Source organism: Cupriavidus sp. FW216-B1, from assembly GCF_058789195.1.
The window spans coordinates 237730-263079 of the sequence record NZ_JBYTEL010000008.1; the positions used below are offsets into that span (position 1 = coordinate 237730).

A 25350-nucleotide genomic window follows, 5' to 3' on the forward strand; every position below is an offset into this window, starting at 1 on the left:
TCCGCACCGGGAGGACCCACTGCCGGGCGGAGCATCAAGGAGACAGCATGACCCGATTCGATACCCGATCCACATCCCGGCCCGCATCCCGGTCCACAACCGGGCCGCGCACGCTCTCGCGCCGCCGCTTTGCCAGCCTCGTTGGCAAGGGCGCTCTGGCCGGCGCCGCGCTGGCGGCCTTTCCCGCCGCCGCGCTGGCGCAGCCGCAGGCCTTTCCCAACCGTCCGATCCGCTTCATCGTGCCGTTCCCGTCCGGCAGCGGCACCGACACCACCGCGCGCATGTTCGCCAAGAAGATCGGCGAGCTGACCGGGCAGGGCGTGGTGGTGGAGAACAAGCCCGGCGGCAACGGCTTCATCGGCGTGCAGACGCTGCTCAGCGCGCCGGCCGACGGTTACACGGTCTTCATCGGCAGCAACTCCACGCTGTCCACCAACGCCGCCATTTTCCGCAAGCTGCCCTACGATCCGCTGACCGACTTCACGCCGATCACGCTGTTGTCGCGCGGCCCGTGCCTGATCATCGTGCCCGCGAGTTCACCGTACCGCACGCTCAAGGACCTGATGGAAGACGCCCGCAAGCGGCCCGGCGCGCTCAACTATGGCACCGGTTCGATGTCCTACACGCTGTACAGCGAATGGCTCAACGAGCAGGGCCGCATGAAGACCACCGCGGTGCCCTACAAGGGCGCCGGCGACGCCATCAACGGCGTGATGGCCGCCAACGTGGACTTCGCCGTGGTCGACGCCAGCGGCGCGATCGAGCTGGTCAAGGGCGGCAAGGTGCGCGGCCTCGCCTACACCGCGCCGCAGCGCTCGCCGCTGCTGCCCGGCGTGCCGAACGCGGCGGAGGCCGGCGTGCCGGATTTCCTCGCCTACAACTGGGTGGCGGCCGCGGTCTCGGCCAGGACGCCGGCGCCCATCGCGCGCCGGCTCGGCGAGCTGTTCGCCGCCGCCGGCGCGGCCGACGACGTCAAGGAGTACTACCAGCACCAGTCCACCGCGCTGATCCTGTCGACGCCGGCGGAGCTGCACAACTACCAGAAGGAAGAAATCGCGCGCTGGAAGCGGCTGGCCGAGATCGCGAAGATCGAGTTGCAGTAGGGCGTGCTGCGCGGCGGCGAATGGCAGGGGGAGCCGCGCCGGCTCAGTCCCTTGCCTGGCCCCCGGCCGCCTTCGCCAGCCGCGCCTTGCGGCTTTTCACCAGCGCCGCCAGCAGCTCGCGCGTCTGGTCGAGGATGACCGCCGCCACGCGCTCGGTTTCCTGCTGGCCGATGTTTTCCCAGCCCAGCATGCTGAGCACCTGCCGGCGCATCATGCGGAACACCAGCACCTGGCCGTCGATGGTCAGCGTGCGGATGCGCGTTTCCTCGTCGTCGGCCGGCTTGCCGAGCAGGCGGCCGATGAGGCCGGAGGTGGCCGCGAACAGCCGGCGGTTCAGTCCCTTGTCGATCACGTCGAACGAGGCCGCGGGGCCGAGGCCGGCGCGTTCGCGCGCCATGAACATGCGCCAGTGCACGGCTTCGGGCACGTCGCAGGCGAACGAGGCGAAGCGCGCCTGGATGCCCAGGTAGGCGTCGGTCAGCGCGCGGTCGCCGGCCTGGGCGTCGGCCAGCACGGCCTCGGCGTGCGACACCACGTCTTCGAGGTGTTCCCACACGCGCTCGACGAAAAAGGCGATGCACGCCAGGTAGACGCCTTCCTTGCTGTCGAAGTAGTACTGCAGCGCGGGCGCGTTGACGCCGGCTTCGCGGGCGATGTCGCGGGTGGACGCGCCTTCGTAGCCGCGCTCGCCGAACAGGCGCAGCGCCGCGTCCACGATGCGCGCGCGCGTTTCTTCTCCGCGCTGGTATCCGCCTTCGGCTGCGGGGCGGTGTCTGGCCATGCTCGGGTCTCCTTTGTTGCGTGATGGCGGGGGCGGCGCCGCTATTGTGCGGCATGTGGCCGGTTTGCCGTGGACGGATCGCCGGCCGGCGCGTATTCATGTTGGGGCGGTCCCGCCGGCGCGGCGGCGGGGACGGTGCGCAGGGACGAAAATATACCACTTGACACATTTTTTCCAAATGGAATAATTGCGCCGACGGAACCTGTGAGCACCTATGCCTGCCAACGCCCCCACCGCCGACTCGCTCGGCAACCCGCCGCCGCGCGGCGACGCCGCGACTTCTCCCCGGACCCGGCCCGCCAGCCGCCGCCGCGCGATCCTGCTCGGCCTGCTTGCCGTGCTGGTGCTCGGCGCGCTCGCCTGGGGCGTGCGCTGGTGGCTGGTCGGCCGCTTCATCGAATCGACCGACGATGCCTATCTCCAGGCCGACAGCGTCACCGTGGCGCCGAAGGTGGGCGGCTACGTGGCCGAGGTGCTGGTGCGCGACAACCAGGTGGTCGAGGCCGGCCAGCCGCTCGCGCGGCTCGATGCGCGCCAGTACCAGGCCGCCGCCGACGAGGCGCAGGCCACGGTCGCCGCGCGCGCGGCCGACGTGGCGCGCGCCGAGGCCGACCTGGTGCAGCAGAAGGCCAATATCGCGCAGGCCGCCGCCGAAGTGACCGGCGCGCAGGCCAACGTGCGCTACGCGGCCTCGCAGGTGGACCGCTACGCGCCGCTGGTCAGGACCGGCGCCGAGACCGAGGAGCGCACCGCCGAGCTGCGCAACTCGCAGACCCGCGCCGCCACCACGCTGGCCGCCAACGAGGCGGCGCTGCGCGCGGCGCAGGTCCGCACCGGCACCTTGCAGGCGCAGATCGAGCAGGCGCGCGCGCAGTTGTCGGTGGCGCAGGCCGCCGCGCGCCGCGCCGCGCTCGACCTGCAGGACACCGTGGTGCGCAGCACGCTGGCCGGCCGCGTGGCCGACCGCGCGGTGCGCGTGGGGCAGTTCGCCCAGCCGGGCACCCGCCTGCTGACGGTGGTGCCGGTGCAGGACCTGTACCTGACGGCCAACTTCAAGGAAACCCAGGTCGGCCGCATGCGTCCGGGCCAGCCGGTCGTCATCCACGTGGACGCGCTGCCGGACGGCGACCTGCACGGCAGCGTGGAAAGCCTGGCGCCCGGCACCGGCGCGCAGTTCGCGCTGCTGCCGCCGCAGAACGCCACCGGCAACTTCACCAAGATCGTGCAGCGCGTGCCGGTGCGCATCCACATGGACATCCCCGCCAGCGCGCGCCCGGCGCTGGTGCCGGGGCTGTCGGTGACGGTCGACGTGGATACCCGCGGGCACGAGGTGCGCAGCGCCCGCGCGCCCGCCGCCGGGGCCGCTCATGGCTGAGGCGGCGGCCTCGACCGGCGCCGCCGCGGGCAGCGCCCCTGCCGCGCGGGCCACGGTGGCCAACGCCTCGGTGGCGGACTGGATCGCCGTGGCGGCCGGCTCGCTGGGCGCGCTGCTGGCCACGCTCGACATCTCCATCACCAACTCGGCGCTGCCGCAGATCCAGGGGCAGATCGGCGCGGCCGGCACCGAGGGCACGTGGATTTCCACGGGCTACCTGATGTCCGAGATCGTCATCATCCCGCTCACCGCGTGGCTGACGCGCGTGTTCGGGCTGCGCCGCTTCCTGATGTGGAACGCGCTGCTGTTTACCGCGTTCTCGATGATGTGCGGGCTGTCGCATACGCTGGGCGTGATGGTGATCGGCCGCATCGGCCAGGGCCTGGCCGGCGGCGCCATGATTCCCACCGCGCAGACCATCGTGCGCACGCGGCTGCCGCGCCACCAGCTGCCGATCGGCATGTCGGCGTTCGGCCTGATCGTGCTGCTGGGGCCGCTGCTGGGGCCGGTGATCGGCGGCTGGCTGGCGGAGAACGTGGACTGGCGCTGGTGCTTCTTCGTCAATCTGCCGGTCGCCACGGTGCTGGTGGCGCTGCTGTACTTCGGCCTCAAGACGGACCGCGCCGACTTCAGGCAGTTCATCGACGCCGACTGGCTCGGCATCGTCGGGCTGACCATCGGCCTGAGCTCGCTGACCGTGGTGCTGGAGGAAGGGCAGCGCGAGCGCTGGTTCGAGTCGTCGATGATCGTGTGGCTGTCGCTGATCTCGGCCAGCGGCATCCTGATGATGCTGGTGGCGCAGTTCACCGCGAAGACGCCGATCGTGCGGCTGCGGCTGCTGCTCAACAAGAACTACGCCAGCGTGATCCTGATCGTGTCCACCGTGGGCGCGGGGCTGTACGGCGTGTCCTACCTGCTGCCGCAGTTCCTGGCGAGCATCGCCGGCTACAACGCCGAGCAGGCCGGCGGCATCATGCTGCTGTCCGGCCTGCCGGCCTTCCTGATGATGCCGGTGCTGCCGCGCATGCTCGGCCGCTTCGACATCCGCGTGCTGGTCATCACCGGGCTGCTGTGCTTCGTGGCCAGTTGCTTCCTGGACATCTCGCTGACCGCGCAGAGCGTGGGCCACGATTTCGCCGGCTCGCAGATCCTGCGCGGCTTCGGCCAGATCCTGGCGATGATGCCGCTCAACCAGGCCTCGATGGCGGCCGTGGCCACGCACGAGGCAGGCGACGCGGCCGGGCTCTACAACATGGCGCGCAACCTGGGCGGCTCGATCGGGCTGGCCCTGCTGGGCACGCTGATCGACCGCCGCAGCGCCTATCACGACGCCGTGATCCGCGAATCGGTCAGCGCCAACAGCCCGGTCGGGCAGGAGCACCTGGCCTCGAGCGCGGCGAGCTTCTTCGCCCAGCACGGCGACATGGCGCACGCCAAGCTGCAGGCGGCCGGCCAGATGGCGGCCACCATCGCGCGCGAGGCCGCCGTGATGACCTATTCCGAAACGTTCTACGCGCTCGGGGTGGCGCTGCTGCTGTGCATCCCGCTGGCGCTGCTGCTCAAGACGCCCAGGCAGGGCGCCCCTGTCTCTTCCGGTCACTGATCCATGAAGTTTCGCTTTCAACCCACGATGGCGGCGCTGGCCGTCGCGCTTGGCCTGGCAGGCTGCACCGTCGGCCCCGACTACCGCGGCGCGCCCGAGGTGGCCGGCACCGCCACGCGCGGCGCGTTCCCGCACGCGCCCGCCGGCGTGGACACGCAGGCGGCGCTGGCCGCCGACTGGTGGCGTGCGCTCGGCGACGCCCAGCTGGATGCGCTGATCGAGCAGTCGCTCGCCAACAGTCCCGACATCCGCGCCGCGCGGGCGCGCGTGCGGCAGGCCCGGGCCGGGCTGCGCGGCAAGCAGGCCAGCGAGCTGCCCAAGGTGGGCTTCGACGCGGCCATGCTGCGCACGCGCTCGCCGGACCTGAGCGCGCTCACCGGCGACGGCAGCGGCGGCGGGCGCGGCCCGCTCTCGCTCTATCTGGCCAGCTTCGACGCGAGCTGGGAAATCGACGTGTTCGGCGGCACGCGCCGCGCCATCGAGGCGGCCTCGGCCGAAGCCGACGCCAGCCAGGCCGAGCTGGCCGACGCGCACGTCCAGCTTGCCGCCGAGGTGGCGCAGGCCTACGTCAACCTGCGCGAGCAGCAATCGCGGCTGGACCACCTGCGCGACTCGGAGAAGCTGGAGGCCGACATGCTCGACCTGACCGAGCAGCGGCGCGGCCGGGGCGTGGCCTCGCAACTGGAAGTGGAGCGCGTGAGCACGCAGCTCGACGGCACGCGCTCCGACATGGCGCCGGTGCAGGCCAGGATCACCGAGCTGCTCGACGAGCTCGCCATGCTCAGCGGGCGCGAGCCCGGCGCGCTCGACGCGCAGTTGCGGGACGCGCGCGCCATGCCGGCGATCCCCGCGACCGTGGCGGTGGGCGATCCCGCGGCGCTGCTCAAGGCGCGGCCCGACATCCGCGCCGCCGAGCGCCGGCTGGCCTCGCAGCACGCCCAGATCGGCGCGCACGAGGCGGACTGGTTTCCCAAGCTCTCGCTGCTCGGCTCGCTCGGCTTCAGCGCCGCCGACCCCGGCCACCTCGCGCGCAAGGACAACGCCACCTGGCTGACGCTGCCGCGCCTGCAGTGGAACCTCCTCGACTTCGGCCGCGTGGCCGCCGGCGTGGCGGGCGCCGAGGCCGGGCGCGACGAGGCGCTGGCCAACTACGAAAGCACGGTGCTCAAGGCGCTGCGCGATGCCGACGTGGCGCTCGCGCGCTACGGCCACCAGCGCGAGAACGTGATCGTGCTGCGCCGCCGGGAGGCCTCGGCCGAGCGCGCCGCCGACCTCACGCGCCAGCGCTACCGCGCCGGCACCGCCACCATGCTCGAATGGCTCGACGCCGAGCGCACCCGCGTGCGGGCCCAGCAGGACCGCATCGCGGGCGACGCCAGCCTGGTCGGGGATTTCGTCTCGCTGCAGAAGTCGCTCGGACTGGGCTGGCGGCCGGCGGGCTAGCGCGGGCCGGCCCGTTCAGTTCAGCGACGACGCGCCGCCGTCGCCGTAGTCCTTCCACCAGTCGAACTGGCCGTCGCGCTGGTGGACGTAGAGCACCACGCGGTTCTCCTGCGCCACCGCGGTGCCGGCCTCGATCGCCGCTTCGCGCGAGACGCACGTGGTGACGCGGCCGACGCCTTCCACGGCGACGGTCCAGTATCCTTCGCTGCTCAAAACCACGTGCACATTCGAATTGGCGGACGTGTTCATGTCGGGCGGCCGCCGGGCCGCGGCGCGGGCATGCCGGGAAGCCCGCGTGGCGGGGCCGCGCCATGCGGGCGGAAGTGGTGTATCCGGGGTCTCAAGCCGTCGAGCTCCAGCGCAGGCGAACCGGCGGCTGCCGGTTCCAGATGACGAGTATAGGTGCTGGCGGCAAGTTCACGATCGTGCGCGCGCCCGGCGCGAGGTGGGTGCGAGACGGGTGCGAGACGGGTGCGAAACGGGTGCGAAACGTGCGGCATGCGCTGCTCCCCGGCCTCGCGGCGCCGCGTGCCGCGCCTGCCTTGTCGCAGAGCCCGGTCAGCCTGTGCTTTAGCCGGCCGCGAGCCGCGGATCGAAGTCGAATTCGATGCGGATGCCGCCGGGCTCGCAGATCATGGCGTGCCGCTTCGGCCCCGCGCCCAGCAGCTCGGGCGCGAACTCGACGGTCACGCCGGGCCACGCCGAGGCGCGCGCGAAGACTTCGTCGAGTTGCGCTTCGGTGGCCACGCGCAGCGCGAGGTGGTGCAGGCCCACGTTCGCCTTGCGGTCGAAGCGCGTGAAGGCCGCGGTGTCGGCGACCTGCCACAGCGTCACCAGCAGCTTGCCGTCCGAGACGAACGCCGCCGGGTAGTCCGGCTTCTCGCCGACCTGCTGCCAGCCCAGGCACCGGATGAAGAAGTCGCGCGTGCGCGCCAGGTCCGGCACGCTCAAGCCGATATGGTCGACGCCGAGGGTCAGGGATGCATCGTTCATGGTTCCGCCTTTCCAGGATGGCCAGCCCCCGAGGCGGGGGCACCCGTGCATCCTGTAGCGTCGGTGCGGCGGCGTCAAGGCGCCGCGGGGATCCGGCTGGCTACCGTTCGTCGTAGCTCACGACGACCCGGCTCGACACCGGGTGGCACTGGCAGGTCAGCACGAAGCCATCGTCGATCTCGCGCTGCTCGAGCGTGTAGTTCTTCTCCATCCTCACCTCGCCTTCGAGCACCCTGGCCCGGCAGGTACAGCACACGCCGCCCTTGCAGGCGTAGGGCAGGGCGAGGCCGGCCTTGAGGCCGACGTCGAGCACGCTGATGCCCTCGTAGGGCAGCCGCAGCCGGCGCGTCTTGCCGTCGATGACGAGTTCGAGGTCGGCGGCCGGCATGTCGTCGGGGATTGCCACCTGCGCCACGCCCGCCTGCGGCAGCGGCGTGCCGAAGCGTTCCACGTGCACCTTCCCGGGAGGCACGCCGGCGGCCTCGAGGGCGGCTTCGGCGGCGTCCATCATCGGCGCCGGGCCGCAGATGAAGGCTTCGTCGATCTCGGCGGCCGGCACGAGTGTGCGCAGGAACGCCGCGCACTTGTCCTGGTCCAGCACGCCGTTGAACAGGTCGACTTCCTGCAGGTCGTCGGACAATACGTGATACAGCGAGAACCGGCTCATGAAGCGGTTCTTGAGGTCTTCGAGCTCCTCCGCGAACATGATGGCGTCGACGCTGCGGTTGCCGTACACCAGCGTGAAGCGGCTGGTCGGCTCCATCTCCAGCGTGGTCTTGATGATGGCCAGCACGGGCGTGATGCCGGAGCCGCCGGAGAACGCGACGTAGGAGCGCGACAGGTCGGCGTTCAGGTGCGTGAAGAAGCGGCCGTCGGGGGTCATCACGTCGATCTCGTGGCCCGGGCGCAGCGTGTCGAAGGCGAAGTTCGAGAAGCGCCCGCCGCGCACGCGCTTGATGCCGATGCGCAGCTCGCCGTCGCGGTCGTAGTCGGTGACGCCGACGCAGATCGAGTACGAGCGGCGCGTTTCCTCGCCGTCGAGGTGCGTCTTGAGCGTGACGAACTGGCCTTGCGTGAAGCGGTACGCCTCGCGCAGCGCGTCGGGGACCTCGAACGAGACGGTGACGGCATCGGCGGTTTCGGGCCTTACCTCGCGGATACGCAGCGGATGGAATTGCGGAGTCGCCATGATGTCGGTCCAGGTCAGTACGGTTTGAAGTAGTCGAACGGCTCGCGGCAATCGAGGCAGCGGTACAGGGCCTTGCACGCGGTCGAGCCGAACTGGGCCAGGCGCTCGGTGTGGACGGAGCCGCATTGCGGGCAGGCCGGTGTGGCACCGGCGGCACCGGCGGCACCGGCGCGCGGCACGAAGCGGATGGCGGCCTCGGCGGGCGCGGGCTGGCCGGCGCAGTGGCCCAGCGGCGGCGCGATGCCGTAGCGGCGCAGCTTCTCGCGCGCCTCGGCGGTGATCCAGTCGGTGGTCCAGGCCGGCGCCAGCACGGTGGCGACGCGGTGCGGCACGATGCCCGCCGCGGCGAGCGCCCGCTCGATGTCCTCGGCGATCTGCGACATGGCCGGGCAGCCCGAGTACGTGGGCGTGATGACGACTTCGACCGCGCCGTCGGCGCCGCGCCGCACCGCGCGCAGGATGCCCAGCTCGCGCAGCGAGACCACGGGGATCTCGGGGTCGGACACCGTTTCCAGCACGGCCCAGGCTTGTTCCAGCGTGGCGTCCGGCCGGGCGGTGACGGCGGTGGCGATGGCGGTGATAGTGGCGGCGGCGTTCATGACGGCCTACCAGGTGGCGCCCGGGTGCTGGCGCGCCAGCGACTGCATCTCGGCCAGCAGGAAGCCCATGTGCTCGGAGTGCTCGCCGTGCTTGCCGGCGGTGACGTGCCGGACCGGGGCCGGCGCCGCGAGCGTGGCCTCGGCCAGCGTCGCCGCCACGTCCTGCTGCCACGCGGCCTGGAGGTCCGCGTTGAGCGGGCCGATGCCGGCCGCGGCCGCCGCCGTCTCCACGGCGTCGGCCGAGAAGAACTCCGCGGTGTACGGCATCAGGTAGTCGACCGCGGCCTGCGCGCGCCGGTGCGATTCCGCGGTGCCGTCGCCGAAGCGGACCAGCCATTCGCCGGCGTGCTGCAGGTGATAGCGGGCCTCCTTGAGCGACTTCGCGGCGATCGCCGCCAGCTGCGCGTCGGCGGAGGCGCGCAGCGCGGACCACAGGTGGCACATCAGCGCCGCGTAGAGGAAATTGCGCGTGATGGTCACGGCGTAGTCGCGCGCGGCGCGCGCCGTGCCGGCCAGCGGCCCGGCGTGCGGCAGCTCGGTCAGCGTGTAGTTGGCGAACTCGCGCTCGCCGCGGAAGTAGGCGTAGCTGTCCTCGGTCTTGCGCGCGCCGCCGGCGGCCTCCTCGAGCGCCGCCGCGTGGGAATACAGCAGGCGGGCCTGGCCGATCAGGTCCAGGCTGATGTTGGCCAGCGCGATGTCTTCCTCCAGCGCCGGGCCCTGGCCGCACCATTCGCCGTTGCGCTGGCCGAGGATCAGGGCGTTGTCCGCGAGGCGCAGCACGTAGGACAGATGCGCGGCGGCAGCCGTGGGCATGGTGGTCATGGTGTTCGTCGTGGGCATGGTGGTCGTGGCCCGCCTTACATGTGGTCGACTTCGGCGGGCAGCACGAAGAAGGTCGGGTGGCGGTAGATCTTGTCGCCGGCGGGTTCGAACAGCGATTCCTTGTCGGCCGGGTCGGACGCCGTGATGGCCGCCGACGGCACCACCCAGATGCTCACGCCTTCCTGGCGCCGCGTGTAGACGTCGCGCGCCATGCGCAGCGCGGTGGCGGCGTCGGCCGCGTGCAGGCTGCCGCAGTGCTTGTGGTCCAGGCCCTGCTTGCTGCGGATGAAGACTTCCCAGATCGGCCATTCCTTGCTCATTGCTGTCTCCTGTGCGGTTGCGGGCGGTTGCTGGCGCTGGCGGCTCAGGCGGCTTGCCTGCGCGCGCGCGCCGCCTGCTTTGCGGCGTAGGCCAGCGCGGCCTCGCGCACCCAGGCGCCGTCCTCGTGCGCCTTCACGCGGGTGGCGAGGCGCTCCTTGTTGCATGGCCCGTCGCCGTTGACGACGCGCCAGAATTCTTCCCAGTCGATGGCGCCGTAGTCGTATGCCTTGCGCTGCGCGTTCCATTTCAGGTCGGGGTCGGGCAGCGTCACGCCGAGAACCCTGGCCTGCTCGACGATGGCATCGACGAACTTCTGGCGCAGGTCGTCGTTGGAGATGCGCTTGATGCCCCACCGGAACGACTGCCCGCTGTGGATCGAGTCCTTGTCGCTCGGCCCGAACATCATCAGCACCGGCCACCACCAGCGGTCCACCGCCTGCTGCACCATGTCGCGCTGCGCCTGCGTGCCCTTCATCATCGCCAGCAGGGCGTCGAAGCCCTGGCGCTGGTGGAACGACTCTTCCTTGCAGATGCGGATCATGGCGCGCGCATACGGACCATAGGTGCAGCGGCACAGCGGGATCTGATTCATGATCGCCGCGCCGTCGACCAGCCAGCCGATCACGCCCACGTCAGCCCAGGTGGGGGTGGGGTAGTTGAAGATGCTCGAATACTTGGCCTTGCCGGCATGCAGCGCGTCCACCAGCTGGTCGCGCGACACGCCCATCGTCTCCGCCGCGCTGTACAGGTAGAGGCCGTGGCCGCCTTCGTCCTGCACCTTGGCCAGCAGGATGGCTTTGCGCTTGAGGCTGGGCGCGCGGCTGATCCAGTTGCCCTCGGGCTGCATGCCGATGATCTCGGAATGCGCGTGCTGCGAGATCTGGCGGACCAGCGTCTTGCGGTAGGCCTCGGGCATCCAGTCCCGCGGCTCGATCTTGCCGTCGGCGCGCATCACCGCGTCGAAGCGGGCCTGCTCGGGAGAAACCTCGGTGTTGTCCGCGGCGGCCGGCTGCTGGCCGCCCGGGAGATCAAGGGACTGGGTGTACATGGGGAAGCTTCCTGGGGGACTGGTGACTGAGTATATTGATAAGCCGACCGTTCGGTCGATGAATTATGAAAATTAAATGAGAGAAAACAATAGTTAGTGGCTCTTGCAGGTGAACCAACCGGCACCCAAAACCAGGGCAAGGCGCACGAAACGCCCCGCAAGTTGATTGTTTTTTGTCGCCGAATAAATTTCTATGACTGAATGAAACTAATTATCATTTAGAATGTGCTCCTTCTTTAGCGCCTCTTCAGGCGGGATCAGAGAAAGAAAGGGAGCGTAGTGATGATGGTTGAGAACAGTGTGGCGCAGGCGGCCTCGCGGCGGTTCGCGCGTTGCCTGACGGCGGCGGCGGCGCTTGCGCTGCTGGGGGCGCCCGACGCGCTGCGGGCACAGGAAGCCGGCACGCCGGCGCCGGGCGAGGGCGGCAAGGCCGAGGTGACGCTCGACACGGTGCAGGTCACGGGCAACTGGCTCGGCACCGGCCTGGAGAACAGCGTGCGGACCTTCCCGGGCGCGCGCACGGTGGTGGAGGCCGAGTCCATCCAGGAATCGGGCGCGACGAGCATCAGCGACGTCATGCGGCGCATTCCCGGCGTCCAGGCGACCGACAATTCCGGCACGGCGGGCAGCGCCATCTCGCTGAACATCGGCGTGCGCGGCCTGACCGGCCGCTACACGCCGCGCTCGACGGTGCTGCTCGACGGCATCCCGATGGCGGTGGCGCCCTACGGCCAGCCGCAGCTCTCGTTCGTGCCGGTCAGCCTGGAGAACATCGAGTCGATCGACGTGGTGCGCAGCGGCGGCGCGGTGCGCTACGGCCCGCAGAACGTGGGCGGCGTGATCAACTTCACGACGCGGCCGATCCCGACCACGCCGGGCCTGAGCGGCGATGCCTCGGTGCGCCAGAACATCTACACGCAGGGCGGGGGCCTGAACACGCAATACAGCGCCTTCGTCGGCACGCAGCTCGACAGCGGCCTGGGCCTGGCGCTGCTGTATTCCGGCATGACGGGGCGGGAGTGGCGCGCGGGCAGCGACGACAACGTCAACGACCTCGCGCTGAAGTACCGCTACGCGATCAACGGCACCTCGGAGGTGTACGGCAAGTTCTCGTACTACGACGTGAAGTCGCGCACGCCGGGCGGCCTGACGGTGGCGCAATACAACGCCAACCCGTTCCAGAACACGCGCCCGACCGACTACTGGAGCGGCAACCGCACGGCGTTCGACATCGGCTACATCAACACCTTGTCGGACGCGCAGGAATTCGAGATCCGCGCCTACTACAACGACAGCTATCGCCAGAGCACGCTGATCAGCGGCGCGCAGCTGTCGCACCAGCCGCGCAACTACCAGACCTTCGGCGTGGAGCCGCGCTACACCCAGCGCATCGGCCTGGGCCCGACCACGCATGACGTGACGGTCGGCTATCGCTACATCCGCGAGCGCGGCGACGACAACAGCTTCAACCAGAGCCTGTCCACCGGCATCAGCGGCCCGACCACCACCTTCGACAATGCCACCGACGCGCACGCGGCGTACATCGACGACCGCATCGCGTTCGGCAACTGGCGCCTCACGCCGGGCCTGCGCTTCGAGCACATCGAATCGACCCGCCAGCAGCGCGGCACCGCGCAGCAGTTCGACACGGTCAACAACAAGCCGCTGCCGTCGGTGAACCTGTCCTACCTGGTCAACCATGCGTGGACGATCTTCACCGACTACAGCACGTCGTTCGGGCCGGTGCAGAACCTGCAGCTCAACTCGCAGACCGCCAGCAATCCGCTGCAGCCGGAAGTGGCGCGCACCTTCGAGGTCGGCACGCGCTGGCAGGACAGCAAGATCAAGGCCGAGCTGACCGCCTTCAAGATGAAGTTCGACAACCAGATCCTGCAGGTGCCCGGCATCGTGCCGGCCACCTTCCAGAACATCGGCGCGACGCACCACGACGGCGTCGAACTGGCGCTCGACTACACCTTCGACCGCAAGGGCCCGCTGTCCGGCCTGAACGTCTACGCGAACTACACCTACACCAGGGCGATCCAGAAATCGGGCGCGACCTCGGGGCTCGACGTGCCGTTCTACTCGCGCAATACCGACACGCTCGGCGCGCGCTACGCACTGCGCAACTGGACCTTCAACCTGTCCACCACGCACCAGAGTTCGCAGTACTCCGACCTCGCCAACACCGTGGCCGAGTCCGCCGACGGCAGCGTGGGCCGCATCCCGGGCTTCCGCCTGTGGAACATCCAGGCCATGTTCAAGGTGCCGCAGCACAAGAACAGCGAAATCAGCATCGGCCTGAACAACCTGTTCGACAAGCGCTTCTATACGCGCAACGTCGACGGCAACGCGGGCCGCATGGTCGGCGCGCCGCGCATGGTGTACGTGCAGGCGCGCCTGGGGTTCTGAGGGACCTCGGCGCAGGGGCTCCGGCCACCGGGGCATGCCGTCCGGCGCGAGCCTGGCGGATGCCTCGCCCGGCTGGCCCATACAGGCCGTGCTCCGTCCGGCGGGCTCGCCTTGGCGCCCCGATGGCGGGCTATTCGCTGGGCGCGCCGCGCTTGTGCGCGACCAGCTGCATGAGGCGCAGGTCGCGCCAGGCCTGGCGCGCCGCGCGCTGGTCGGCGGGCAGTTCGGCAAGGCGCTCCTGTTCGAGCTTGCCGATCAGCGCATCGTCCCATTGCCGCGGCGTGGCCTGCTTTGCGATGTCGAGGTAGAGCGGGCCATAGCGCCCGCAATAGTCGCGCAGGCCGCCCGGCGCGTTGAGGTCGATGGTCTCCATCGGCCCCATGAACGACCAGCGCAGGCCGAGTCCGTCCTTGACCGCCTTGTCGATGTCGGCTCCGCTCACATAACCGTCTTCCACCAGCCGGAACGCTTCGGCGAGCAGGGCGCCTTGAAGGCGGTTGACGATGAAGCCCTGGATCTCGCGCTTCACGATGATCGGCACCTGGCCCGCGCGCGCATAGATGGCGCTTGCGCGCTCGATCACGTCCGGGTCGGTCCACGGCGCCGGCACCAGTTCGACCAGCGGCACCACGGACGGCGGATTGATCGGATGGCCGACGAAGTAGCGCCGCCGGCCGGCCAGGTCCTCGGTGAAGCTCGACGCCGGAATGCCCGAGGTCGAGCTGGCGATCAGCGTGTCGGGCCCCGCGAGCTTGTCGAGCAGCGCGTAGACTTCGCGCTTCGCGGCAACGGTTTCCCGCACGTTTTCCTGCACGAAGTCCGCGCCGCGCATGGCTTCCTCGAGCGACTGCGTGACGCGCACCCGCTCGATCACGGATTCCGGCGCTTCGCCGATCAGGCCGAGCTCATGCTGCCCGGCCAGCGCGGCCAGGATGGTGCCGCGCGCGGTGGCCACCGCGTCCTTGTCGACGTCGTACAGCGTCACCGTGTGGCCGGCGCGGGCGAACACCGATGCCCAGGCGCAGCCGATCAGGCCGGCGCCAATGATTGCGATTTTTTCCATCGTCGAGTGTTCCTGTTGTTGCGGCTGTTGTTGCAACTGTTGTTGCGATGTTCCCCAGCGGGAACGATTGGCGGGGGAGGTTGCGCGCCGGCCTGCGCCGCGCCGGCGCGGCGGGTCAGTTCATGGTGATGTGCCCGTCCTTGATGACCTTGCCCCATTTGGCGATCTCGGTATCGACGAACCTGGCCAGCTCCTCCGACGAGCCGCCGCCGGCCTGCGCGCCCTGCTCGACGAGCGCGGCCTTGAGCTCGGGGCTGCGCAGCACGGCGTCGGCATCCTGCTGGATCTTCTTCACGATCGCCGGCGGCGTGCCGGCGGGCGCGAACAGCGCGCTCCAGGTGTAGGCGCTGAAGCCGGGCAGGCCGCTTTCGGCCACGGTCGGCGTGTCGGGCCAGGACGAGTCGCGCTGCTCGGTGCCGATCGCCAGCAGCTTGAGCTTGCGGTTCTTCACCTGCGGCCCGGACGACAGCGCCGCGTCGAACAGGATGTGGCAGGTGCCGGCGATGGTGTCGACGATGGCCGGGCCGCTGCCCTTGTAGGGCACGTGCGTGAGCTGGGGCAGGGCGGCCATCGACTTGAAGAGCTCCCCGGCCAGGTGCGAAGGCGACCCCGGGCCGATGGAGCAATAGTTGGCGGTGCTCTTGTTCGCCTTGGCCCAGGCGATGAACGACTTCACGTCGTTGTAGGGCGCGTTGGCCGGCGCCACCATCAGCAGCGGGATCGTCATGCCGCGCACGATGGGCACGAAATCCCTGACCGGGTCGTAGGGCAGTTTTTCGAACAGGCTGACGTTGATCGTATGCGGGCCGTTGCCGTTCATCAGCAGCGTGTAGCCGTCCGGATCGGCGCGGGCCGCGACCTCGGTGCCGATGATGCCCGATGCCCCGCCGCGGTTGTCGACCACGACGGCCTGGCCCCAGCGCTTGGTCAGGCCCTTGGCGAGCAGCCGCGTGAGGATGTCGGTGGAGCCGCCGGCCGGGTAGGGCACCACGATGCGGACCGGCTTGTCCGGATACGGCCCGGCCGCCTGCGCGGCGCCGGCGCCGAGCACAGCGCCGACCAGGCAACTGGCGAGGGCGAACTTGGATTTCATGTTGTCTCCTTCTTGGCCGCTTCTGTCGAGCGTGCCTGTTGTATCTGCTGTCGGGCTTTGCCGCGAACGGGGGTCAGGCCGCGGCGCGCTGGGCCCACAATTCCGGCAGGACGTCTTCCAGCCCGTCCACGAGGGAGGCGGAAATGGTGGTGCGCACGATGGAGCGGGGCAGGGTTCCGCCCCAGGGGCGGCCGCGGTGCATCGTGGCGCGGTTGTCCCACATGATCACGTCGCCCGGGCGCCAGGCGTGCACATAGGTATGGCCGGGTTCGGTGGCGCGCGCGACGAGGCTCTCCAGCAGCGCCGCGCCCTCCTGCGGCGCCATGCCTTCGATGGCGCCCGCGTGCGAGGCGAGGTACAGGGCGCAGCGGCCGTTGACCGGATTGCGCCAGGTCAGGCGGCGGCGCACCGGGGGCAGGGCAGCGTGCTCCTCCGGCGTCATCATGCCGGGATCGATCTTGTTGCGCGAGGTGGCGTAGCTGTGGATGGCGACCGCATCGCGCAGCCGGGACTGCTCCGCGGCGTCCAGGCGCTCCCAGGCGGCGCGCGTGGAGGTGAACTCGGTCTCGCCGCCCTGTTCGGGAATGACGCGGGCCGACAGCACCGAAGCCAGCGCCGGCAGGCGCTTGAACGAGCTGTCGGTATGCCATAGCTGGTTGGCGCGCGCCACGATCATCGCCATGTCCCGCAGCGGCACGACCTGCCCGTCGGGGCCGATGTTGTTCATCCGCGAGTAGAACGTGCCATGCCCGACGGAGCCGACCTTGACCAGCTCGAGCGGGCCGAAGCCACGCGAGAAGGTGGCCTGGATGTCGTCGCTGATCGGCTGGTCGCGCCAGACCAGCAGCGAATGCTCTTCGAACGCGGCGCGTACCGCCGCGAAGGCATCGGCATTCGATACCGCGTCGATCAGGTTGATGCCGCTGATCTCCGCCCCAAACTCTTCGTGCAATTGCTCGATGCGCATGACTTGTCTCCTTTTCTTGTGCGTAGCGGGGCGCCATCGCGGCGCCCGGTTACGTGGCAAAAAGTCTAGCACCGCGCCCTGGGCGGACAGGCGGGAAAGGCGCCTCCCGCCTGCATTTACACATATATGAAAGGAGGGGAAGCGGTCAGCAGGGAGCGGCTTCGGAACGAGCGGTGCCGGCGGGGACTTCCAAGCCGCCGGCCGGCCGCGGCGCGGCCGTGTCCAGTGCCGCGATGCCCTCGCGCATCGCGTGTATGACACGCTCCTGGATGGTCTCCAGGCGCTCGACCGGGCCGGAGACGGCCAGCGCGAACAGCCGGCCGAAGCGCCGCTCGGGCAGCACCATGCAGATGCCGCCGGCGCCCGGCTCGAGCGTGTGCTTGTTGAACAGGTAGCCATCGCGGCGGCCCTGCTCGACATGCGCCATCAGCTCGGCGAGCTTCACCTTCCGGGCCGGATCGGGCTCGTGGAAGTTGATGCGGCGCACCAGCTCCTCGATCTCCGCATCGGTGCGCGCGCCCAGCATGATCCAGCCGCTGCCGGAGCGGGCCAGGGGCCGGATCGTGCCGATCGGGACCGAGTACCAGATCGGCAGGCGCGAGGGAATCAGGTAGACGTACTGGACGTAGAGGTCGCTCTGCGCGCTGAGCGTGATGCACTCGCCGAACGCCTCCGACAACTGCTGCATCAGCCGCAGCACTTCTTCGTTCTGGCCGAAGATGGCCTGCTGAATCCAGTTGCCCAGCGAGGTGATGCGCATGGTGGGCATGTAGGTGCGCGAGAACCGGTCGTAGTCCAGGTAGCCGAGCGCGACGAGGCTCTTGAGCACCGCGGACGCGCTCGACGGCGGATAGCCGAAGCGCTGGGTGAAGTCCTTCAGCGCCATAGGGCGCTGCACGTTTTCAAACGCCTCGAAGATTTCGAAGACGCGTTTCGATGTCTTGATCGGAGATTCGGGCATGGCTGGGGGCTAGGGCACTAGGCGGGCCGATCGGCCTCTTTGGCGTGTTGCCCATGATACGAGCCTTTGGCACCGGTACGGAACCGAGGGTTGTACTAGGCCGGCATCGCGGACCCGGCATGACAAGCGGTCGATGGGCGTCTTTTCATTTGTTATTGACACATCGATCCATAATCACTATCGTTGCCGGCATGGTGAGACCACGGGAATTCGATCGCGACGCCGCGCTGGCCACGGCAACCAGGCTGTTCTGGGCCAAAGGCTTCGCCGCGACGTCGACCGACGATCTGCTCAAGGCGATGGGCATCGGCCGGCAGAGCATGTACAACGCCTTCGGCGACAAGCGGCAGTTGTACCTGGAAGTCCTGCAGACCTATCAGCAGAACGTGCTGGCGGGGCATCTGAAGCGGCTGAACGCAGCCGCGTCGCCGTTGGACGGCATGCGTGAACTACTCCGCGGGCTTATTGCCGACGACGACGGGCAACGGGCGCTGGGCTGCCTCGGGGTGTGCGCGGTGGGCGAGTTCGGCACCACGGATGCCGAGGTCCTCGACATGGCGCATCGCGTCGCCGTGACACTCGGGGCACGCATCGTGGAGCGGATCCGGGAAGCGCAGGAGATCGGCGAGATCGATCCCGCTGCCGATCCCGCGCAGGCCGCCGCCTTCATCCAGACGACGATGGCCGGTCTGCAGGTTGCCGCCCGCGCCGGCGCCGACCGGGAAGCGCTGCACACGCTCGCGGAATTCGCTGTTGGCCGCCTCAAGGCGGTTTGAGAATCTGGCGCGCGCCTCGCCAGCGAGGCAGGCGCTTTTTTTTTGGTCTGTTATTGACTGATTGATCCATAAAGGAAGGAAAAATGAACCAGGCAAGTGCACAGGCACGCAAGGCAGCACTCGTATTCGGCGGCTCGCGCGGCATCGGCGCGGCAATCGTCGACCGTCTCGCCACGGATGGCTTCGCTGTCGCATTCACCTATGTGTCGAGCGCCGACAAGGCGAAAATCCTCGTCGATCGCATCGCGGAGCAGGGCGGCCAGGCACTCGCGATACAGGCCGACAGCGCCGACCCGGCCGCGATCCGCAACGCCGTCGCACAGGCGGTGGAGCGATTCGGCGACATCGACGTGACGGTCGTCAACGCGGGCGTCTTCCGCATGGGCACCATCGACGCGGTCAGCCTCGAGGATCTCGACCTGATGCTGAACGTCAACGTCCGCGGCGTGTATCTGTCGATCCAGGCCACCGTGCCGCATCTGAAGCCCGGCGCGCGCGTGATCACGATCGGCAGCAATGTCGCGCTCCACACCCGCACGCCCGGCGCCAGCGTGTATCAGCTAACCAAGACCGCGCTCGCCGGCATGGTCAAGGGCATCGCGCTCGATCTGGCGCCGCGAGGCATCACCGTCAACAACATCCAGCCCGGCCCCACGGAAACGGACATGACCGCGGGCGCGCTCGACATGCTGGCGGGAATGAATCCGCTGAAACGAGTGGCGCAGCCCGGGGAAATTGCCGGTCTTGTTGCTTATCTTGCGGGGGATGAGGCGGGTTACGTTACCGGGGCAAGTCTGACTATTGATGGGGGTTTTACGCTGTAGCTTTAGCGTGGGGGCGCGGCCGTCGCTTTGCTGCCGGCTTGCGTGGGCGGGTTCGGTGTTGGGGGATGGTGGATTTTGGGTGGGTGCGGTTTTCTTGAGTGCCTGGAAGCTGGGGTTGGTCATGGTGGTTCTGGCATCTGATTTTCGCATAATGATGATTATGTCAAATCGTAGGCGACTTTGGCAGGCACTACAAAAGGCGATCCGAGCAATCCAAACAAGCCCGAAACTGGCACCGAGCTGACCTGCAACAGGCCAACAAATCCAACACCTCCCTCTTTGAAACGCCTGCATCTAGCAGGCGTTTTTTCTTATGTACGATCTTCCGGTAGTATCGACGTCGAGCTGCATCCTGAATCCCACGCCGTAGCGTCCGAATGAAGTAGTACAGATGCCGAATCTCCCTTGCCGTCTCTCGCTTTTCCTCTTCCGACATGCACCCCCGTCAATTTCTAGCGCTGGCTCTAATTCTCGTGTCGAGCCTAGCAAACGGCACAACCAAGTGCCGCAATGGAAACAAAATACTCTATATCGATGACGTTTGCCCAGCCGGCTACACCAACATCACCACATCACCAGGGGGCAGCGTTTCCACAGTCGGCAAGAGCGCAATCGTCAAACAACAAGAAAAGGCATACCTCGCCAGCCGCGAGTCAGAACAACACGCCTACCAGACTCAGATAGCGCGCGATCAAGCGCAAATAGCACAGACAGAAAACAGCCGCAGAAGCCAATGCGACGCCATAGAGAGCGGAATACGAGCCAACGAAAACGCTATGCGACAGGTCAATGCATGGCAAAACATGGACCACCTCAAACGAAACCACCAGTCTCTACGTGATCAGCAATTTCAGCTCAGCTGCGGCCGCGGATAAACACAACTAGGAACGCAAGAGCGCCACGAGCCCTCAGAGCAACGCCATGAGAGCACAAACGCGGCGGGAGATTGGCCTTCGGCCCGGCTTGCAGAGAGAGGGGGTCAACGGCTCGCGAGCTGCGACGCCAAATGAAAAACGCCCGACTGATCGGACGCTTTTTCGTTACCGTTTCCGTTACGCTCACTTTTTCGTTACTGCCTTGCGCGTAACGGTTTCGTCCTTCTCCCACCCAGCCAGAATTTCCGCCGTGGTCTGCCCCATCACAGCACGCTCAAGATCTTCGCGCAGCCCCTTCGACAACGCCAGCTCACCGGCCACAAGCTCAGGCCAAGCCGATGCCTTAACGATACGCGCCACCGACTCACTGCGACGGACCTTGCACGCCTCATCCAGCAGCGACAGCAACGCCTCAAACTGCTGCGCATTTACGTTACCAGCAGGCGTAACGGATTTTTCGGCGTCCTTCTTCGCAACGGCCAGCTCGGCCTGGAGCTTGTCCACGGCAGCAAACGCCTTGCTCCGCTCCTCTTCAGCATATGCCAATTGACCCTGCAGCTGACCTATCTGCGACACCTTCCGATGGACCGTATCCGACAGATCTTGGATCTTCTTACGATCCACCTCGCCGCCTTCATCTACGCGAGCCTGCATAGCCCGCAGTGGCACGAGTTCGTCAGTCATCTCATCGATGGTCTCGTACGCTTCGGCCAGCTCGGCACGCAAATCCTCGACCTCGAGGCGGCACTCATCGTATGTGTCGACCAACGTCGATGCCTGCGAGACAGATAACGTTACGTCTCGAGAGTTACGAATATTCGCCTTGCGAGCACGGTAAGCAGCCTGACGTTGCGCATTGGTCAACGCCCCTTCCTTGCGCGGACGGCCCCGGCCACGCTTCACCGTCACCTCAAGCTCACCAGTCACATTATCCGTTACGTCACGCATATTCGGCTCCCTGTCTATGTTTGTATTTTACGTTACCCGTAACGATAATTCAATTGCCGTTACACTTTACCCGTAACGAAAATTACGCACCAGCAGCCTGACTCGGCTGACGCTAGACGCCTGAAACGCCCTGCAGCTTTCTCGATACATACACGACCACAGCACATGCGAACCCAATACCGACGCCACCCCAAAACGTCCATCCATGCTCTATCCGAAGATTCGTGCCATAGAACAACGCCACAATGAAGGCGACCTGCCCAAACAGGTACGCAACAATCTCCACCAGCACCTTACCCATCTACCCCTCCTATTTCGTTACGCCTTGCACGTAACGGAAATCACGCCCCGACACCTGCCTCGCTAGGCTTCGGCCTCTGCGTCAGCGTACCGTCGCCGGGCGTCACGCCGATCTGCGGCGCGTCGCATACCGCCACAATCTCAACCTCGCCATAGGTCAGCCCCATCGCGCAATCGCTGATGCGCTTGACCCTGTAGCCCGCCTCCACCAGCTCCACCGAGGTAGTGCTGAAAATGCGCTGCCCGTTCTGCGACATCACCACCGCATAGAAGCGCCTACCCCCAATCGCGCCATAGCCCGTCACGTGAATACCAAGGCCCGCGAACGGATGCCCCTTGGACTCCGCATGACGCCCTGGCACACCTCCGGCCGCCCCCGCCCCCTCGCCGTGCTCATCCTTGCGCACGGCAGATGAAGGCGCGGCCGGCACGACCGCAGATGCGGCAACAGGTGCCGGCTTCGCTTTCGTGACCACATGTTTCGGCACAGGCGCCTTCATCGGATTCAAGTCCTTGCCGCTAGCCAATATCCCAAGGAACAGCAGCACACACAGCGCCAAGCCGATAAACGGCCAGCGCTTCCACAGCGGCACAATGTCATTGGCCGCCAGCTCGGCGCCGGCCTGACTAGTCTTGGTGTGCGACTTGTAGAACTTGAAATAGCGCTTGTCGTACTTGCGCACGCTGGTGTTGACGCAATCCCCCTTGACGCCATCAAACACCTTACGGATGTAGCCATTGTTCGAGCCGAAAGCCGTCGCCTTGCGCACCCGATAGCAGACCTGCACCAGCTCGATCACATCCCGGTGCACCTTGCCGTAGCTCTGCGTAATCAACAGCACGTCAGCCAGCTCATGCCGATGCAACGAGTACCACTCGCGCACCTTCCGCAGCGTCTTTTCCCGCGGCAGGCACATGTGACACTCATCAATGACATACAACGGGCCAGCCCCGTTATCCGGATGCCGCCAAGGATCGCCATAGCACTCTGGCGTGGAGAACGGTCGACGCAACACTTCATCGTCCTCATCCTCCACACCCTTCAACAGCCCCGGATACCCGGCAAGCTCCACGTCATCAATACCCGCCCCCGACCGACGCGGCGCCTTGCCCCTAGCCTCCGTGCGAATATCCAGCAACGCACGCTGCTCAGGCGGAAATTCATCCAGCACCAGCGGCAGATTCGTGATGACCTTACGCCCGGTGTTGAGCGCTACCAGCACGTGAAAGGCTACCGCCTCATACGACTTACCACCGCCCGGCGCACCCAGCAACAGGTTAATCATCGTCGTATTCCCCGGCTTCCTCGCGCGCCTCAGAAAGCGAAACCAACGCTTCCTGAATGTTGAAGAACTTCGCCATGAGCGACTGCTGTCGAGCCTCCAACACCTCGCGCAACGGCTCGCGCATCACCTCATCATTTTCATCAAGCCGGTCTAGCTGGTCCTGCACATCGTCCAGCCTTTCCTGCACTTGAGATTCGAAGCCCCGCAGCGCCTCATAGGTGTACTCACTCATCGTCGTCCCCACAATCGCGATCACGCAACGACTCGATACGGTCCGAGATCAGCTCAAGCTTGCGCGCAAAGGCATAGACCCGCCCACCCAACCAGTCCTCTGTGTCCTCCTTGTCCATGAACTTGCTGTACGGATCGTTCCCGCTGTCCTCCAACTCATCCTTCCATTCCTGGTAGGCCGCCACCGCATCCCGATACTCTTCGGTCAACTCGGCATGTAAGTCCAGCAGTTTTTCCAGAAGCTTTGCACGCGCACGGCGTGCCCGAATCCCGAACAAATCCATGCCTTAGCTCCCCAACCGTGTAAAAGGTATGACCTGCAACACCAACTTGATAGCGATCGCCGCGAGAATAATTGCGAGCCCTTCCCCCACTCGCATCAGGCCAATCATGTTCACCAGATCAGCCGGCGCGCCACTGATGTATTGAGCCGGGTTGAGAGCCGAAAACGCATCCGCACCGGGCAGACCATTCAAAATGGTCTGCAACACCTTCAAGGCCCCTTCCATGACCCAGCAGACCACATCCGTGCCCAGCAGCCAGAACGAGGCAAAAGCAGCCGAGACCAACGCACCAACCCATGACGCAAGCGCAACGATCTTCGTCAGCACCGCCGAAAAAAATGCACCCATGCCCCCTCCCCTCAGAACAGGATTTTCCGTGCCGTGAAGGTGGCCGTCGCGAGCATGACCAACCCAAGCGCCTGAAAAATCCAACACGGCACAGTCAGATCACCGACGCCGAAATTACCCGCCGCGCCCAGGTTGAACGACATGTGCCACACGGGACACTGACCCGCACCAAAGCTCGGAAACATGCTGGCGACGCCCTGATAGAACGCGGTGCTTTTCACATCCGGCTTATTGGCCTCCCACACGCCGGCGATGCCCTCCGGATACTTCTGCTCATAGAGCTTGGGAACCTCAGGCATAGGCGAATCCGCAATCTCGCCCTTTTCCATACAGCCAACGCGCGTCTCATGACCCACACACGGGTCCTCTTGCTTTTGCGGCGCCACTGGTGCCCCAGACGCATCCGTAACCGGTTGCCCTGTCGCAGGGTCAACCTCTTGCTTAGCGACCTGCACATCCGCCGTCTGACCATCCGGCGAGGGCGTGATATAGGCCACGTCCTCCATCGTCTTGCCCGTTACCGGGTCCTTGTACGGACTCGACAGCGGCACCACCTGACGACGCGTATCCACCATCGGCGAATCCAACGGCAGCTTCACATCACCCTTCAAAATGTCTTGCGCCACCGCATCCGTCAGATTCCACGCCTTGGCATCCCACACAGCCTGATCCGCTGGCGTCCACTGCGCTGGATACTGGTTCGCCATACGCACCACAGCAGTATTCGAGTAGGGATACTGCTTCGTGCCGCCCACCTTAGCCGTCAACGTCACGGTACACCGATACGCCGCGTCGACAGCCGTCGACATGCCCCAATTCGGCCAATAGGCCGTCGCATTAGCCCACCACAAATCCCCCAGCTTCTGACACGCCTCAGCCGGGCTAGGCGCCATCGTCGCAACGGTCCCGTTGTAGTAGTACCCCGTGCCCGGCGCATCCCCGGGCGCGCCCACCACAGCCGTTTGCCATTGGTCATTGATCCACTGGATGCCGTACTGTGCAGCCCACGACAACAGAATCGACGTGCCCAAGCCAATCGGATTCAGCCGAAGCGCTGCTGCTGCGACACGAGGCGCATTCGACGCCAGCCGCCACGATGCCGGCACCGTTATCAACTTGCTCGATACTTGCGTCGTCAAATTAGCCGTCACAGCCCCCCCGGCAACCGTCGCAGTTTTTGTCGCCACAGACCCCGCTGCCGTCGACATCACAGCATCCGGCCACGTCAACGGAACAACAGACGCATGAGCGCCACGCACAAAGAAAAACAGCGCTAGAAACAGCGCTGCAATGACCCAACCAACCGATTTTTTCATCATGTTGCCCGCCCCCGAAAAGCGAGGATGAAACAAAGGGCGCTGATACCGCCGAGCATAGCGACCAGCACATAGAACAGCGCCACCAACGCCCCCGTGGCCATGACTGCTTAGGCCTTGTTCACGCCGCGCTTGGCCAGGCTGATGCCCTTGAACGCGAGCGCGATACCGACGATCAGCACGCCGGTTGCGCCCACGAAGGTAGCCACCGTCGACAGATCCACTGCGGCGAAGATTTCGGTCATTTCATTTCTCCCTGAGACTAGGTTGCCGAGGAAACCGCCCCGGCCACGGTCGGGCTTATGCCCTTACACCTTACGAATCACATCTACCGCCACACCCACCGCGAAGCCAAACGACCATGCCGTCAGCACCGCCGCAAAACCCCA

27 protein-coding genes are annotated in these 25350 nt (G+C 66.8%); 7 read left to right on the plus strand and 20 right to left on the minus strand.

The window, feature by feature from the left end:
* Positions 1–47: 47 nt before the first annotated feature.
* Complete coding sequence (locus AC3WXD_RS19120) at positions 48–1103, plus strand: Bug family tripartite tricarboxylate transporter substrate binding protein (protein ID WP_492324437.1); 1056 nt, start codon at positions 48–50, stop codon at positions 1101–1103.
* Between the two features lie 43 nt (positions 1104–1146).
* On the opposite strand, the gene AC3WXD_RS19125 is transcribed toward AC3WXD_RS19120, so the two are convergent.
* Positions 1147–1884, minus strand: a complete 738-nt coding sequence (locus AC3WXD_RS19125; protein ID WP_492324438.1) for a CerR family C-terminal domain-containing protein — start codon at positions 1882–1884, stop codon at positions 1147–1149.
* Between the two features lie 214 nt (positions 1885–2098).
* On the opposite strand from AC3WXD_RS19125, the gene AC3WXD_RS19130 reads away from it, so the two are divergent.
* Genes AC3WXD_RS19130 through AC3WXD_RS19140 form a run of 3 tightly spaced genes read left to right on the plus strand, consistent with a single transcriptional unit; the run spans position 2099 to position 6305 of the window.
* Complete coding sequence (locus AC3WXD_RS19130) at positions 2099–3259, plus strand: HlyD family secretion protein (protein WP_059412713.1); 1161 nt, start codon at positions 2099–2101, stop codon at positions 3257–3259.
* Positions 3252–4862, plus strand: a complete 1611-nt coding sequence (locus tag AC3WXD_RS19135; protein WP_492324439.1) for a DHA2 family efflux MFS transporter permease subunit — start codon at positions 3252–3254, stop codon at positions 4860–4862. Before AC3WXD_RS19130 ends, AC3WXD_RS19135 begins: the two co-directional genes overlap by 8 nt.
* A 3-nt stretch (positions 4863–4865) precedes the next feature.
* On the plus strand, positions 4866–6305 hold the full coding sequence (locus tag AC3WXD_RS19140) for an efflux transporter outer membrane subunit (RefSeq protein ID WP_492324440.1): 1440 nt from the start codon (positions 4866–4868) through the stop codon (positions 6303–6305).
* A gap of 15 nt (positions 6306–6320) precedes the next feature.
* Here AC3WXD_RS19140 and AC3WXD_RS19145 read toward each other — a convergent pair whose 3' ends face one another.
* The 7 genes from AC3WXD_RS19145 to paaA all read right to left on the minus strand — a co-directional run bounded on the left by AC3WXD_RS19145 (position 6321) and on the right by paaA (position 11277).
* On the minus strand, positions 6321–6554 hold the full coding sequence (locus AC3WXD_RS19145) for a DUF2188 domain-containing protein (protein ID WP_020205964.1): 234 nt from the start codon (positions 6552–6554) through the stop codon (positions 6321–6323).
* A gap of 321 nt (positions 6555–6875) precedes the next feature.
* Complete coding sequence (locus AC3WXD_RS19150) at positions 6876–7298, minus strand: VOC family protein (RefSeq protein WP_020205963.1); 423 nt, start codon at positions 7296–7298, stop codon at positions 6876–6878.
* A 100-nt stretch (positions 7299–7398) separates the two neighbouring features.
* A complete protein-coding gene (gene paaE, locus AC3WXD_RS19155; RefSeq protein ID WP_492324441.1) occupies positions 7399–8487 on the minus strand; it encodes a 1,2-phenylacetyl-CoA epoxidase subunit PaaE in 1089 nt (362 codons plus the stop codon).
* Between the two features lie 14 nt (positions 8488–8501).
* Positions 8502–9086 (minus strand): 1,2-phenylacetyl-CoA epoxidase subunit PaaD, encoded by a 585-nt coding sequence (gene paaD / locus AC3WXD_RS19160; RefSeq protein WP_492324442.1) that lies wholly within the window; start codon positions 9084–9086, stop codon positions 8502–8504.
* A gap of 6 nt (positions 9087–9092) precedes the next feature.
* Positions 9093–9908, minus strand: a complete 816-nt coding sequence (gene paaC, locus AC3WXD_RS19165) for a 1,2-phenylacetyl-CoA epoxidase subunit PaaC (protein WP_492324470.1) — start codon at positions 9906–9908, stop codon at positions 9093–9095.
* A gap of 35 nt (positions 9909–9943) precedes the next feature.
* Positions 9944–10228 carry a 1,2-phenylacetyl-CoA epoxidase subunit PaaB gene (paaB, locus tag AC3WXD_RS19170; protein WP_020205959.1) on the minus strand — a complete coding sequence of 95 codons (285 nt, stop codon included), beginning with the start codon at positions 10226–10228 and terminating at the stop codon, positions 9944–9946.
* Positions 10229–10272: 44 nt separating this feature from the next.
* Complete coding sequence (paaA, locus tag AC3WXD_RS19175; protein ID WP_492324443.1) at positions 10273–11277, minus strand: 1,2-phenylacetyl-CoA epoxidase subunit PaaA; 1005 nt, start codon at positions 11275–11277, stop codon at positions 10273–10275.
* 282 nt (positions 11278–11559) lie between these two features.
* Here paaA and AC3WXD_RS19180 point away from each other — a divergent pair, with 282 nt between their 5' ends.
* Positions 11560–13689: a TonB-dependent receptor family protein gene (locus AC3WXD_RS19180; RefSeq protein ID WP_492324444.1), complete on the plus strand. Its 2130-nt coding sequence runs from the start codon at positions 11560–11562 to the stop codon at positions 13687–13689.
* 130 nt (positions 13690–13819) lie between these two features.
* Here the strand turns inward: AC3WXD_RS19180 and AC3WXD_RS19185 are convergent, their stop codons facing one another.
* The 4 genes from AC3WXD_RS19185 to AC3WXD_RS19200 form a co-directional block, all read right to left on the minus strand.
* Positions 13820–14752 carry a 3-hydroxyacyl-CoA dehydrogenase gene (locus AC3WXD_RS19185; protein ID WP_020206921.1) on the minus strand — a complete coding sequence of 311 codons (933 nt, stop codon included), beginning with the start codon at positions 14750–14752 and terminating at the stop codon, positions 13820–13822.
* A 115-nt stretch (positions 14753–14867) separates the two neighbouring features.
* Positions 14868–15845: a tripartite tricarboxylate transporter substrate binding protein gene (locus AC3WXD_RS19190; RefSeq protein ID WP_020206922.1), complete on the minus strand. Its 978-nt coding sequence runs from the start codon at positions 15843–15845 to the stop codon at positions 14868–14870.
* A gap of 73 nt (positions 15846–15918) precedes the next feature.
* Positions 15919–16812: a TauD/TfdA dioxygenase family protein gene (locus AC3WXD_RS19195; protein WP_492324445.1), complete on the minus strand. Its 894-nt coding sequence runs from the start codon at positions 16810–16812 to the stop codon at positions 15919–15921.
* Between the two features lie 145 nt (positions 16813–16957).
* Positions 16958–17773 (minus strand): IclR family transcriptional regulator, encoded by an 816-nt coding sequence (locus AC3WXD_RS19200; RefSeq protein WP_492324446.1) that lies wholly within the window; start codon positions 17771–17773, stop codon positions 16958–16960.
* 119 nt (positions 17774–17892) lie between these two features.
* Here AC3WXD_RS19200 and AC3WXD_RS19205 point away from each other — a divergent pair, with 119 nt between their 5' ends.
* Entirely contained in the window at positions 17893–18549 is a 657-nt protein-coding gene (locus tag AC3WXD_RS19205) for a TetR/AcrR family transcriptional regulator (RefSeq protein ID WP_492324447.1), read from the plus strand.
* An 83-nt stretch (positions 18550–18632) separates the two neighbouring features.
* On the plus strand, positions 18633–19373 hold the full coding sequence (locus AC3WXD_RS19210) for an SDR family oxidoreductase (RefSeq protein ID WP_492324448.1): 741 nt from the start codon (positions 18633–18635) through the stop codon (positions 19371–19373).
* Between the two features lie 1058 nt (positions 19374–20431).
* On the opposite strand, the gene AC3WXD_RS19215 is transcribed toward AC3WXD_RS19210, so the two are convergent.
* The 8 genes from AC3WXD_RS19215 to AC3WXD_RS19250 all read right to left on the minus strand — a co-directional run bounded on the left by AC3WXD_RS19215 (position 20432) and on the right by AC3WXD_RS19250 (position 25206).
* Complete coding sequence (locus tag AC3WXD_RS19215; RefSeq protein WP_492324449.1) at positions 20432–21196, minus strand: hypothetical protein; 765 nt, start codon at positions 21194–21196, stop codon at positions 20432–20434.
* 112 nt (positions 21197–21308) lie between these two features.
* Positions 21309–21497 carry a hypothetical protein gene (locus AC3WXD_RS19220; RefSeq protein ID WP_492324450.1) on the minus strand — a complete coding sequence of 63 codons (189 nt, stop codon included), beginning with the start codon at positions 21495–21497 and terminating at the stop codon, positions 21309–21311.
* Between the two features lie 40 nt (positions 21498–21537).
* Positions 21538–22782, minus strand: a complete 1245-nt coding sequence (locus AC3WXD_RS19225; RefSeq protein WP_492324451.1) for a zonular occludens toxin domain-containing protein — start codon at positions 22780–22782, stop codon at positions 21538–21540.
* Entirely contained in the window at positions 22775–23014 is a 240-nt protein-coding gene (locus AC3WXD_RS19230) for a hypothetical protein (protein ID WP_492324452.1), read from the minus strand. Before AC3WXD_RS19230 ends, AC3WXD_RS19225 begins: the two co-directional genes overlap by 8 nt.
* Entirely contained in the window at positions 23007–23297 is a 291-nt protein-coding gene (locus tag AC3WXD_RS19235; protein WP_492324453.1) for a hypothetical protein, read from the minus strand. The genes AC3WXD_RS19230 and AC3WXD_RS19235 overlap by 8 nt, the downstream gene beginning before the upstream one ends.
* Positions 23298–23300: 3 nt before the next feature.
* Positions 23301–23645 (minus strand): DUF2523 family protein, encoded by a 345-nt coding sequence (locus AC3WXD_RS19240; protein WP_492324454.1) that lies wholly within the window; start codon positions 23643–23645, stop codon positions 23301–23303.
* 11 nt (positions 23646–23656) lie between these two features.
* A complete protein-coding gene (locus tag AC3WXD_RS19245; RefSeq protein ID WP_492324455.1) occupies positions 23657–24964 on the minus strand; it encodes a hypothetical protein in 1308 nt (435 codons plus the stop codon).
* Positions 24965–25071: 107 nt separating this feature from the next.
* Positions 25072–25206 (minus strand): hypothetical protein, encoded by a 135-nt coding sequence (locus AC3WXD_RS19250; RefSeq protein WP_492324456.1) that lies wholly within the window; start codon positions 25204–25206, stop codon positions 25072–25074.
* Between the last annotated feature and the right edge of the window lie 144 nt (positions 25207–25350).